The sequence below is a fragment of the Natronorubrum daqingense genome (genome assembly GCF_001971705.1).
Lineage (GTDB): Archaea > Halobacteriota > Halobacteria > Halobacteriales > Natrialbaceae > Natronorubrum > Natronorubrum daqingense.
The window spans coordinates 3182457-3195023 of sequence record NZ_CP019327.1; the positions used below are offsets into that span (position 1 = coordinate 3182457).

Annotated in this window: 11 protein-coding genes and 1 tRNA gene; 2 read left to right on the forward strand and 10 right to left on the reverse strand. The window is 62.3% G+C overall.

Features of this window, described 5'->3' with window-relative positions; all coding sequences use genetic code 11:
* Window positions 1–29: 29 nt before the first annotated feature.
* Window positions 30–1397, reverse strand: a complete 1368-nt coding sequence (locus BB347_RS15385; protein ID WP_076582577.1) for a permease — start codon at window positions 1395–1397, stop codon at window positions 30–32.
* Window positions 1398–1607: 210 nt separating this feature from the next.
* On the opposite strand from BB347_RS15385, the gene BB347_RS15390 reads away from it, so the two are divergent.
* On the forward strand, window positions 1608–1964 hold the full coding sequence (locus tag BB347_RS15390) for an SHOCT domain-containing protein (protein ID WP_076582575.1): 357 nt from the start codon (window positions 1608–1610) through the stop codon (window positions 1962–1964).
* 221 nt (window positions 1965–2185) lie between these two features.
* Here the strand turns inward: BB347_RS15390 and BB347_RS15395 are convergent.
* The 9 genes from BB347_RS15395 to BB347_RS15435 all read right to left on the reverse strand — a co-directional run bounded on the left by BB347_RS15395 (window position 2186) and on the right by BB347_RS15435 (window position 11999).
* Window positions 2186–2292: transfer RNA gene (locus BB347_RS15395), tRNA-Ile, on the reverse strand.
* Window positions 2293–2327: 35 nt separating this feature from the next.
* Window positions 2328–3125 carry an NAD(P)/FAD-dependent oxidoreductase gene (locus BB347_RS15400; RefSeq protein WP_076582573.1) on the reverse strand — a complete coding sequence of 266 codons (798 nt, stop codon included), beginning with the start codon at window positions 3123–3125 and terminating at the stop codon, window positions 2328–2330.
* Window positions 3122–5128, reverse strand: coding sequence for a dipeptide ABC transporter ATP-binding protein (locus BB347_RS15405; RefSeq protein WP_076582572.1), 2007 nt, complete (start codon window positions 5126–5128; stop codon window positions 3122–3124). The genes BB347_RS15400 and BB347_RS15405 overlap by 4 nt, the downstream gene beginning before the upstream one ends.
* Window positions 5121–6032 (reverse strand): nickel transporter permease, encoded by a 912-nt coding sequence (gene nikC / locus BB347_RS15410; protein WP_076582570.1) that lies wholly within the window; start codon window positions 6030–6032, stop codon window positions 5121–5123. The genes BB347_RS15405 and nikC overlap by 8 nt, the downstream gene beginning before the upstream one ends.
* Window positions 6029–7006: a nickel ABC transporter permease gene (gene nikB, locus BB347_RS15415; protein WP_394329263.1), complete on the reverse strand. Its 978-nt coding sequence runs from the start codon at window positions 7004–7006 to the stop codon at window positions 6029–6031. Before nikB ends, nikC begins: the two co-directional genes overlap by 4 nt.
* A gap of 10 nt (window positions 7007–7016) precedes the next feature.
* A complete protein-coding gene (locus BB347_RS15420) occupies window positions 7017–8543 on the reverse strand; it encodes an ABC transporter substrate-binding protein (RefSeq protein ID WP_083687769.1) in 1527 nt (508 codons plus the stop codon).
* Window positions 8544–8813: 270 nt separating this feature from the next.
* Window positions 8814–9407, reverse strand: a complete 594-nt coding sequence (locus BB347_RS15425) for a MogA/MoaB family molybdenum cofactor biosynthesis protein (protein WP_076582567.1) — start codon at window positions 9405–9407, stop codon at window positions 8814–8816.
* Window positions 9408–9488: 81 nt separating this feature from the next.
* Window positions 9489–10793, reverse strand: a complete 1305-nt coding sequence (locus tag BB347_RS15430) for a CobW family GTP-binding protein (RefSeq protein WP_076582565.1) — start codon at window positions 10791–10793, stop codon at window positions 9489–9491.
* Window positions 10794–11999 (reverse strand): CobW family GTP-binding protein, encoded by a 1206-nt coding sequence (locus tag BB347_RS15435; RefSeq protein ID WP_076582564.1) that lies wholly within the window; start codon window positions 11997–11999, stop codon window positions 10794–10796.
* 109 nt (window positions 12000–12108) lie between these two features.
* Here BB347_RS15435 and BB347_RS15440 point away from each other — a divergent pair, with 109 nt between their 5' ends.
* On the forward strand, window positions 12109–12531 hold the full coding sequence (locus BB347_RS15440; RefSeq protein WP_076582562.1) for a CopG family ribbon-helix-helix protein: 423 nt from the start codon (window positions 12109–12111) through the stop codon (window positions 12529–12531).
* Window positions 12532–12567 lie beyond the last annotated feature (36 nt).

Genomic DNA, 12567 nt, shown 5'->3' on the forward strand with positions numbered 1-12567 from the left:
GGGCTGAAATCGATGGTGTTCTGGTATAGTTAGAGATATGACTCTGGAGATTGCAAAAATTGTTCCCGTGAGTTGTCGCTCTCGAAGTAGTAGATCGACTCGTCATATACGGTACAGTAATCGGCGTTCTTTACCGTGAGTTCTGTCCCCGTAACTGGATCTTCGACGTCTTGATCACCAGGTGCTGCTTTGCGACCTCGAAGGACCAGACCGACGAATCCGAGTCCGATGAGAATGAAAAGTACATTCATGATGAAAATCGGATCCACACCGAACACTGTAATACCGGCACCGGGGTCAGCAACTGCTGCCTCTGGTATCAGATCGAGCGTTGCGAACAGGTAGTACACCGTGAATCCGGCCGTCGCCATCGATATGTATAGGATGAGGGTCAGTCGATTGCCGATTTTCGCCCCAAATATTTGTCGGTAGATGTGGATGAGCTGTGGGACGATCAGATCTGCGTAAATATATGCGATGACACCAGCGAAGAGGAATCCTGACCCCCACAGTACTGCTGCGAGCGGGATGTTACCCATTGAGCCGACGAACGCTACGAGCGATACCAGCGGTCCGACCGCACTACTGTAGAGCACTTCCGTAAAACCCTCACCACCTGCTCCAAAGAAGGCCGCCCACGCCCAATCAGGAATTACTGTCGCAGCAAACCCAGCGATGAAAAATCCTGCTAAGAGGGGCTTTCCGAGCATCTTAACGTCCCTCCGGGTTTGATTCGCGGCTTCCACCCAGCCGTTCAGCGACGAGATTTTCTCCCTCCAAGACGTCGTGTGCGTGTCTGGATTCTGTTCGAAGAGCGATTTACATTGATCCGAACAGAAGTGGACGGCTTCGTTTTTAAATTCAACAGCGAGGGCATTCTCACGGTTCATTCGCATCTTGCAAACGGGATCAGTGACGACGGGTTGCTCCTCTCTCACGAGGCGGTCTCTCACTTCGGCGGCCTTATCGTACGGAATCAGGAAATGCGTGAGTATCACCGCAGTTACGATCATGATCGGCGCACCGACTGCTTGTGCGAGTGCGAACTCCCAACCGAGGAGCGCCCAAATGAGGAACGTGAGTGCGATCACAAAATTTGTCGAGGCAATTAAAAAGGCGACAGCAGGAATGATGTGCGCACCTTTCTTGAAGAGGGTTTTTGTCGCTGCGATATCCCCGAACGAACAAGATGTCGAAGCAAATCCGAACGCCGATGCGTAGAAAATCGATCTTGGACTCCCATCGCCCATGTAGTTGACCATCCCTTCCTTGGAGACAAACGCCTGTATCGCCCCGGATAGCATGAACCCGAATAGAAGGGCCCACAGCGACTGCCAGAGGAAGTAACCAGTCGTCCAGAGTGCGTCCCCCACGGTCGAGAGGATGGATGAAGTCATTCTTTAGACCCTTCTTGGCTAATAGACATGTCTATCGAACTTATTGATATTGGCTCAACATTCAGTTGCAATCTCTTTCGTTTCACTTGTGTCAGTTCCTCAAGCATCATTTCAGTGGCAATAGACCTCCTTGTCACCTGAATCAAACCACATGTTCCCACGACATGGGATTTGCGGTGAATAAACACGTCCGAGGTTGTACTAGTCGATATGGCAACTGAAGACTCTCTCGTTCGAACCATCGTGATCGTCGTCGCTGCAATCGTACTCGTCCCCATCCTAATGATGGCACTCATGATGCCGATGATGGGCCTATGGGGTGGGGGACATATGTGGAATGGCAGGATGTGGGACGGGACGGGAGCCACGTGGATGTGGCTGCTCATGTTGCTGGTACCATTACTTGTCCTTCTTGGTATAGTGTATCTTCTGTACAGTGTGATCCGCCAGCCCAGCACGCAACAGCAAGATACTGCGATTGAGGAACTGCGGGCTGCCTATGTCCGAGGCGACATTTCGGATGAAGAGTTCGCGGAACGCCGCGAGCGACTTCAAAGCAAGGTGTAGTCTCTACACAAACAAGCAACTCAGAAGCCTCATTGATTCTTGAAAGTGGATCCAGTTTCTCTGGATCGAAGTCAGTAAATCATACACGCGTCACCGTCCCGAATTCGGCTAGCTCAGAACCCCGCACATTTTGGATGGTCCCGTCAGATCGAAGTGTTCTATAATCGAATAAGCACCGTTTTTGTCCCCTTGAGTTCCTCTTACGCCAATCTCCTGAGCCATGGGCCCTGACGGATTCGAACCATCGACCACTCGGTATCCCACACAACCGAACCAGGTTCGATCGCGTTATGAGCCGAGCGCTCTAACCAGACTGAGCTAAGGGCCCGTACACGAGACGAAACCGCGGAACCTAGTTAACCCTTACTCTCCGTCTCGCTCGAGTGCCCTCTCACTGCCAAAGAACGCGGCCATCTCGTCCTCGGCTCGTTCCTTTCGTCGTCGTCGCTCGGCCACGGAGATTTCCTCGACGCCCTCGGGGACCGCCATATCGTGCGATTCGTAGTAGCCGTCAGGGACGACCCAGTCGTTGTAGTAGTCGGGGTGTACGTCCCGGATGACCGTCAGCGCGACAGCAGCGCCGTCGCCGGCGTTGACGATCGCCTGATGGTGCTGGCTCGTGATTCGGCCTGCCGCGTACAGCCCGTCACAGTCGGTTCGCCCATCTTCATCGGTTGGGACGACCATTACCGGTCCCGGATCTTCGGGCTCGCGCGTAACCTCGAGGTCCTCGAGGAACCCCGTCCGTGCCCAGGAGGCGACGATCACGCGTTCGGCTTGCACGGTTCGGGATTCTGTCTCGAGGACGAATCCGGCTCCGTTACCTGATTCTGATCGTCGAACCGTCGTGACTCCCTTTCGGTGGGCTGTGCAGCCGACTTCGTGGACGTGCTCGCGTGCCAACTCGAGAAACTGCGTGGGCTGGATGCCGACGGGAAAGCCGAGGTAGTTCTCGAGGTGGGCCGACTTCAGCAGGGACGCGCGGCCGTGTTCGAACAGGACCGTCTCGAGGTCTGCGCGGGCGGTAAAGACCGCAGCGGAGCAGCCGGCGGGGCCGCCGCCGACGACGGCGACGTCGTAGGTCGGATGCGTCGGCGTCGTTGCCGATTCGGTCGTGGTCGATGCTACTGGCGTCGTCGAAGGTGTCTCGTCTGCGGTCATCGGTGGCGTTGGAATGTGGTGTAGTCGTCGCTCGATACGTTACCGAGTCCGCTCGCGGCCGCGAGCAACTCGTCGGTGTAGGTGGACTCCGGCTCGGCACAGACTCGCGACGCGGGGCCACACTCGAGGAGTTGCCCGTCTCGCATGACGGCGATACGATCTGCGAGGTGACGAACGACGCCGAGGTCGTGGCTCACGAGCACGAACGCACAGTCCAGTCGGTCTCGAAGCTCGAGAAACAGGTTACACACCTGTGCGCGAACGGAGACGTCGAGTGCGGCCGTCGGCTCGTCGAGGACGACTAGCGACGGTTCGAGGGCGATTGCCCGTGCGAGCGCGACTCGCTGGCACTGCCCGCCGGAGAGTTCGCGCGGGCGACGATCGGCGTGGCGGTCGTCCAGTCCGACCAGCGAGAGCAGTTCCGAGACGCGCTCGCGTCGTCGGTCGCGATGCCAGCCGGCCTCGAGTAGCGGCTCGGCAATCGCTCGATAGACCCGCTGTCGGGGGTCGAGACTCGATCGCGGGTGTTGAAACAGCCGGCCGACGGCCGCGAGTTGGTCGCGCGAGCGGTTCGCAATCGGGCCGACGGTGTCGCCGTCGAACACGACCTCCCCCGCCGTGGGCGACTCGAGGCCGGTGGCGAGGTCGATCACGGTCGACTTTCCAGCCCCGCTCTCGCCGACGATGCCGAGGGTCTCGCCGCGACGAACGGTGAGCGAGAGGTCATCGACGGCGCTCGCGTATCGATCCCGTCCGCGCACCCGCGAGAGCCACGAGTCGTCGATCGGATAGCGCTTCGAGACGCCGCGTAACTCGAGGACCGGCTCGTCGGCCGATACGCCGCCGTCGAAGCTCACGCTCGTCCTCGCTCGCGTCGCTGTCTCGGTTTCTTCCACCGAACCGGAGCGGGCTCCGTCGGTCGAACCTGACGGTGGGGCGTGCGTTCCGTTGGTATCCGGACCTGCTTCGCGCTCACCGACAGACTCGAGTTCACCACAGCGGACCCGGCCGCGCTCGTCGTCGATCGTCGGCGGCGCGCTCTGCCGGCAGGTTGCCGTCGCGTGGGCACAGCGCGAGGCGAACGGACAGCCCGCTCGCTCGACGGTCGGATCCGGCACCGATCCGTCGATCGTCGGTAGTCGCTCGCCGGGCGTCGTCCCCTCGAGTCGACAGTCGAGGAGGGCCCGCGTGTAGGGGTGGCGTGGCGCCTCGAGCACTCCGTCGGCGGGCCCGGATTCCATCAACTCGCCGGCGTAGGCTACCGCGACGCGGTCACAGCGCTCGCCGACGAGCCCCAGATTGTGGCTGACGAGCAACAGCGCCAGATCCCGTTCGGCGACGAGGGACTCGAGCAGGTCGAGGATGTCGCTACGAGTCGTCGCGTCGAGTGCCGTCGTCGGTTCGTCGGCGAGCAACAGCTCCGGCTCGGAGGCGAGGGCAACGGCGATCGAGACTCGTTGAGCCTCGCCGCCGCTCAGTTCGTGGGGATAGCGCTCGAGATAGTCGCCGTCTGCCAGTCCGACGCGCTCGAGGAGATCGAGCGCTCGCGCTCGACGCTCACGACTTCCACTACCGCTCTCCAAATCGCGCGGATCGAGCGTGATCCCGAGCGCGGACCGGAGCGAGCGATCGTCCGGACGGTCGGCGAGCCACAACGCCTCTTTGAGGTGAAATCCCACCGTTCGCGTCGGCGTCAGCGTCGCCGCGGGATCCTGAAAGACCGTCGAGAGCCGGGTCGCGCGGATCCGACGCTGGCGCTCCTCGGAGCGTGTGCGCAGGTCTGTGCCGTCGAAGGAGACGGTCCCCTCGACGTGTGCGTCGTCGCCGTGGAGACCGGCGATCGCGCGGACGGCCGCGGACTTCCCACAGCCGCTCTCGCCGACGAGGCCGACGACTTCGCCGGAGTCGACCGACAGCGAGAGGCCGTCGACCGCGTGGACCGTCCGCCCACCCGTTTCGAAGCGCACGCGGAGGTCAGAGACCGCGAGCAGCGACTCACTCACGACGACTCACCTCCGTTCGACCGCTTTGCTCGGCTCGGTCGTTCGGATCGAGCGCGTCTCGCAGGCCGTCGCCGAGCAGGTTCGTTCCGAGAACCGCGAGGACGATCGCTATCCCGGGTGCGTTGACTAACCACGAGGCCTCCTGGAGGTGGTGGCGACCCGTCGAGAGCATCGTTCCCCACTCGGGTGCAGGTGGCTGTGCACCGAGTCCGAGAAAGGAGAGTCCGGCAGCGCCGAGAATCACACCGCCGAGATCGAGCGTCGCCAGGACGACCACGGGGCCGGCGACGTTCGGGAGGACGTGTCGGCGCAATACGCGTCGTCGCGGCGCACCGGTCAGCCGTGAGGCGGCGACGAACGGCCGTTCGCGCAACTCGAGGACGCTCGAGCGGACGACCCGCGCGTATCGGGTCCAGCCGACGACGGCGAGCGCGAGGACGAGGTTAGTGAGACTCGGCCCGAGGATGCCGGCGACGACGAGCGCGAGGATGATGCCGGGGAACGCGAGCAGGATGTCGACGACGCGCATGAGTGCCTCGTCGATCCAGCCGCCGCAGTAGCCCGCGACGAGGCCGACGACGACGCCGATCGTGAGGCGGACGACGGTGACGAGGACGGCGATGCCGAGCGTGATTCGGGTGCCGTAGACGATTCTGGTCGCGACGTCGCGTCCGAGCTGATCGGTTCCGAGGGGATGGGCGAGCGACGGACCCTGCAGCCGCGCCTCGAGGTGCTGGCCGTTCGGGTCGTACGGCGTGAGAAACGGGCCGACGATCGCGAGGAGGGTGAGTGCGGCGACGACGAGTGCGCCCGCGGCGGCCGACGGATTTCGCCGAAGGCCCCGCACAGTCGGGTGCTCGAGCCACGCCGAGACGCTCGAGTCTCGACGCTCGAGGACGCTCATGCCCGCCCACCTCCGAGCGAGACGCGCGGGTCGAGCCGACGGTAGGCCAGGTCGGTGAGCAGGTTGACGACGACGAACGTCACGCCGACGAGCAGGGTGACGCCCTGAATAACGGGGAAGTCCCGCGCGAAGACGGCGTCGACCAGCAACGTGCCGACTCCCGGCCGTTGGAAGACGACTTCGACGACGACCGCTCCGCCGAGGACGGCCCCCAGTTGGAGGCCGATGATCGTTACCACCGGTAACAGCGCCGTTCGGAGCGCGTGAGCGACGACGACGCCGCGTTCCGCGAGTCCGCGAGAGCGAGCCGCGTCGACGTAGGGCTCTTCGAGCGTCTCGAGCAGCGACGAGCGGACGAGCCGGGTGAGGACGGCGGCCATGCCGGTTCCGAGGGTGATCGCCGGAAGCACGAGGTGTGCGGGCGTTCCGGCACCGTAGACGGGGAAGACGCCCAACCTGAGCGCGCCGCCGATGATGAGCAGGTAGCCGAGCCAGAAGTTCGGCATTGAGAGGCCGAGCAGAGAGACGACCTGGCTGGCGTAATCGACCCACGTGCCGCGGTAAACGGCGCTGATCACGCCGGCGGGGAGCGCGATCGCGACCGCGATGAGGACCGATGCACCCGCAAGTTCGATCGTGTTCGGGAGGTGTGCGAGCAGCAACTCGAGGACGTCGCCGTCGCCGTAGTACGAGCGGCCGAGGTCGCCGCCCAAGACGTCACCGAGCCAGTTGCCGTACTGGATCGGGATCGGGTCGTCGAGCCCCTCTTCCGCCCGAAATTCGTTGACCGCGTCGTCGTCCGGCTGACGGCCCTGTTGCTCAGCGAGTACCGTTCGCGCAGGGTCTCCCGGCGTCAGGTGGATTAGGCCGTACGTGAGGACGGTGACGCCGAACAGGACGACGGTCGAACTCGCGAAGCGACGGAGCAGGTAGCTCACGGCGTTCTCCTCGCTGGCGATCGCGGCGTCCGGCACGCTCGAGTCATTACTCGTCGGTGTGTTCGAGTTCGGTGAAGTCGGTCATCGCACTAACCGGGTGCAGCGTCGGGGGCGAGAGGTCGCTCTCGTAGCCGACGACGTACTCGAGGTAGTACAGCGGGAGGACGACGCCTCCCTCGACCACCCGTTCTTGTACCTCGCCGTAGATCTCGCGTTTTTCCTCGAGTCCGTCGGTCTGATACCCGTCTTCGATGAGCGCGTCGACGTCCGAACCGAGGTTCATGACGCCGGTCCCCTCCTCCTCGTAGAGCTGCTGGTTGTCGCTTCCCTCCGAGTGGAACATCGCCCGAACGAGGTAGTCCGCTGCGGCGCTGTTCGACCCCAGGGTAACGATCGAGACGTGGGCCTCACCGTCGGTAAACGTCTCCATGAACGCCGCCGACTCGACGCTGGTGATCTCGCTGTCGACGCCGATCTCGTCGAAGCGATCCTGCAGAATTTCGGCGACGTTCCGATCGTCGGGCTCCGCGCCGTCGATCAGAATCGAGAGCGTTTCGCCGTCGTATTCCGAGTCCTCGACGAGGTCGCGAGCGTGCTCGAGGTCGGGGCCGAACGCCGGCAAGTCGTCGTGGATCGCGAACGGAATCTCGGGCGAGATCGGTCCACGAGCTGGCTCGCCGACTCCTTCGAGGACGCTTTCGACGAGTTCGTCTTGATCGATCGCGTACGCTAACGCCCGCCTGAGGGACTCGTCGTCGGTGGGCTCCTCGTAGATGTTGACCGCGCCGAAACACGTCCGCGGCGTAAGCTGGCGTTCGGTGGCCGTCTCTTCGGCGTCCTCGAGCCCCGAGACGGCGCTCCGTGGTGGCTCGAGTGCGACGTTGGCATCCGTCCCCTCGAGTGCCTGTACGCGCGTCGTCGGGTCGTCGACGACCTCGAGGTGAAGTTCGTCACCGGCCGGGACAACGTCCCAGTGATCCTCGTAGGGGACGAGCGTGACGTCGTCGCCGGCGCGCTCCTCGAGTCGAAACGGACCGGTCCCGACTGCAGTGTCGCCGTCCGCGTCGGTCTCCGAGTGAACGACCCCGAAGTAGTTGTGCGAAATCGTGCCGGGGAGCGTCGGGAACGGTTCGACCGTCTCGAACTCGACGGTGTACTCGTCGACGGCGCTGACGCCGTCGGGTTCGACGTTGATCCAGCCGGTCGCGTCGTGGTAGTCGATGGTCTCCTCGAACGAAGCGACCACGTCCTCGGCCGAAAGCTCCGCGCCGTTGTGGAACGTGACTCCCTCGCGAATGTCGAAGCGCCAGGTCGTCTCGTCGGTCTGTTCCCACTCTGTCGCGAGCAACGGCTCGGGCTCCATTTCGTCGCTCGTGCCGACGAGCGGCTCGAAAACGCGCGTATAGTAGGGAATCACGCCCCCGTAGACGCTCCACTCGCCGTCCTGTGAGGAGCGAGGACGAGCGACCGTAATCGACTCGTCGTCCATCGAATCGCTCAGACAGCCTGCGAGCGTACTAAGGCCAACGCCGACCCCCGCGAGGACGTGTCGTCGTGAGTATCTCCCGGTCATCTCTTGCTAGAAGAACTCCCTCTGTTAATATAAATTACTAAAGTATATCTTAGAACTATTAAACCAATCAGTAACCGTTCGGTGATCCGAGCGGTCGTCCGAATACGACTCGAGCGCTGCCCCGTCCCGAATGCGGTCATACAGGTCGTTCACACGCATAGCAAATATATTTGTCTAAGTGAAATCCTACTTTAGTTGTTGGGTGCTGCAGGCTGATTACAGTCGCTACGGAGAGAAAACCGGAACAGACGGCGAAGATCGTGGTTGGAGTCAGTTCTCGTCCTGGTACGCCGAGAGCGACTGGTCGGTCGCCTCGGTTCGGTGACGCGTCGCCAACCCGGCCAGGTGCGGCGTTTCTGGAACGATCAGTTTCTCACAGGCGGTCTGACAGGCGCCCGTACTCCCGGGCAGGCAAAACACCGGCGTGTCGACGGCGATGCCCGCCGTCGCGCGAGACGCCATCGCTCGCGTTCCGATCTCGTCCCACGAGAGCGACCGAAACAGTTCGCCAAAGCCCGGCAGTTCGCGTTCGAACAGCGACGACGTCGCTTCAGGGGAGACGTCGTCGGCAGTGACTCCCGTCCCGCCGGTCGTCACGACGACGTCGATGTCGCGACGCGCGACCAACCCGCGAACCGCCGTCCGGATCGACGAGTAGTCGTCTCGGACCAGCAGCCGTTCCTGGACTTCGTGACCTTCTGCCTCGAAACACTCCTGAATCGTATCGCCGCCCGGATCGTCGGGCTCCGCTTCGTCGGCCTGTGCGCGCGAACTCGAGACCGTCACGATGCCGACGTACAGCGGATCGATGATGTCGTGGCCGTGATCGTCCGTGCCTCGTCGATCGTCTCTATCTGTCGTCATACGTTGGTATCGTTGCTGCGGGGCGATTAATCCCACCCTCTCGCGCAGCGTCTCGAGTGCGATTCACGTCACCCCTCACCGCTATTCGCCGTCGCTCGAGACCGTCGTCGTTTCGTCCATTCCTGTCGGCGTCGGGTTCTCGAACGTCGACCACTCCACGTCGAGTTCGTCGTCGCTGAGCAGGCAGTCGTCGAGGCGAGATTTCACGGCCGCCATGTTGACGTCACGTCCGATAAGTGCGAGTCGCGTCTCCCGATCACCCCACCGTTCGTCCCACGAGAGGTCGGGTTGTTGTTCCCGATACTGCTCCTGGCGCTCCTCGGAGAGGCTGGCGATCCAGCGGCCAGTGACCTCGAGACTCGTCTCCGTCCCGGCGAGGCTCATCGTGATCGCCTGGCGCTCGCGGCCCGCGATCCAGCACAGTCCTTTGGCTCGGATCAAACCCTCGGGCGCGTCGGCGAGGAAGGCCAGGAATCGCTTCGGGTGGAGCGGTCGTCGCCGATGGTACGTGTCTACCTCGATCCCGTAGCGTTCGGGTGGGTGAACGTGCTCGTGTTCGTGTTCGTCACCATGACTGTGACCATGTCCGGGGTCGGCAGTGCCGTGTTCGTTCGTCTCACCGGTGCCGTGCTCGTCGGCGTCGGTCTCGATCACGCGCTTCCAGCCCGCAGACTTGGCCGCGGCCTCGAGATCGAACCGACCGCTGTCGAGGATCGTTTCAGGCTCGAGCGCGCCGTACTCGCTGGTCACGACGTCGGCTCGCGGCTGCAACGTCTCGAGCAGCGAAACGACGCGCTCGCGTTCCTCGTCGCTCACGAGGTCGCACTTGTTCACGACGAGGAGGTCACAGAACTCGACTTGCTCGAGTAAGAGGTTCTCGAGCGGTTGACTCCCGGTTTCGTCGGGACCCTGCGGTCGTAGTGTCTCTGCTGGACTCGTCGCCTCGGACGAATTCGCCACGTCGTGTTCGCCTGCTGTGAATCGGTCGTGAAACCGTCGCGCGTCGACGACGGTGACGACCGCGTCGAGGTCGTAGGGGCCCCCAGCAGGACCGCGGACGAACTGCCGCGCGATCGGCTCGGGCTCGCCAACGCCGGACGCTTCGACGACCAGGTACTCGAAGTCGTGTTCTTTCCAGAGTTGGATCACCGACCGCGACAGCTCGCCACCGAGGCTACAGCAAATACAGCCGTTCTCGAGTGCGAGGACCTCCTCCCCGGTCGATAGGTCGGTTCGCGCTTCGACGAGGTCGGCGTCGACGTTGACCGCGCCGACGTCGTTGACTAACACTGCGATCTCTCGGTCCGCCTCCTCGAGGAGCCTCGAGAGCAGCGTCGTCTTGCCCGCGCCGAGTTCGCCACAGAGGATGGTGACGGGAACACTCATTTACTCATTCGCGAGCGCGAGTTCACGTCGGTCTTCCGGTCCGAAGGGATCGGCGTAGGCGTTCCAGTCGTCGTCCATCTCCCTCTCCGTCAGCACGCAGTCGTCGAGTCGGTCGATCAGGGTCTCGTCGTCGAACTCGCGTCCGATGAAGACGAGTCGGGTCATCCGATCGCCCCACTCGTCGTCCCAGTCGTCTTCCAGTCCCGGCCGTGCGGCGAAGAACTGCTCGCGCTTTGCTTTCGGAAGCGTCGCGAGCCACTGGCCCGCCGGTCCGGCACGGACGGACGTTCCGGCTTTGTCGATGCCCATCGCGACATCCTCGCGGCCGGCGCTCCAGAAGAATCCTTTCGCACGGATAAGTTCGTCTGGGAGCTCGGAAAGTAGGGCTGCGATGCGTTCGGGATGGAACGGACGGTCACGCTGATAGACGAACGACGTGACGCCGTGTTCTTCCTGTGGATCGTGGTGGTGATCGTGCTGGAGTTCGTGTTTCCAGCCGGCACCCGCCTTGGCTCGCTCGAAATCGAACCGGGCGCTCCCGAGGATGGCAGTGGGATCGACGCCACCAAACTCGGTTCGAACGATATCGGCTCGAGGCTGTAGGCGCTCGAGAACGGCTTCGATCTCCTCGAGTGCGTCGTCGGGAACGAGATCACACTTGTTCAAGAGGAGCACGTCACAGAATTCGATCTGATCCAGCAGAACTTCTTCCGGTACGCGGCCCGCTTCGTCCTGTAGTTGCTGGTTCGTCAGCGTACTTCCGGTATCGAACGATTCCCAGATACTGTGGGCGTTGACCACCGTCACCATCGTATCGAGTTCGTACGTGTCTGTTGGATCGTAGTCCGCGTCCTCGAATCCCATCGCGAACGTCTGGGCGACCGGAATCGGCTCCGAGATCCCTGACGATTCGACCAGGAGGTAATCGAAGTCACGGCGCTCAGCTAGCCGACCGACTTCGTCCAACATGTCGCCACGGAGGCGACAGCAGATACAGCCGTTGGATAGTTCGATGATCTCTTGGTTGCCACCCAGGTCGGTCTGCTGAGCCACGTGTTCGGCGTCGACGTTGACGTCGCCCATGTCGTTGACGACGACGGCCACCTCGAGGCCGTGATCGGCGGTCAGGACGTGATTGAGGACGGTCGTCTTTCCGGCTCCGAGTGGGCCACTGAGGACAGTTACGGGAATACGGTTGGAACTCATAGCGTAGTTGTGAATAAGGGGTGGAGTATTGTTAATGTTAGTTGTTACGCAACGGCTGCGTACTGAATAACAATTGCTATTATTCTATGGTGAGATCTTCATATAACCGATGTCTGTCGTTAGCGTCTCGATGCCGACCGGTCTGATCGAGCGACTGGATACCCACGCGGCGAACCACGAGTACACCGGCCGCAGCGAGGTCATCCGTGAGAGTGCACGTGCCTTTCTGACCGAGTTCGACAATGACACCCTTGCTGCTGAACCGCTCGCCGGTGTCGTCACGGTCTTCTACGACTTCGACACCCACCCTGTCGAGCGGCAGGTAACCGAGTTGCGCCACGAGTACGACGCTCACATCGCCTCGAACGACCACAGCCACGTCGCGGACTACTGCGTCGATCTGTTCGTTCTCGAGTCCGACCTCGAGGTGATCGCTGCGTTCGTCGGTAAACTCCGGGCAATCGGGGACGTCGAGACCGTCGACTATTCGCTCGTTCCGCTGGACTCGATCGGACAGTTACAAAACGACTGAAGGGTGGAACACAGCGGCGGAGAACGGAGTTCCTGC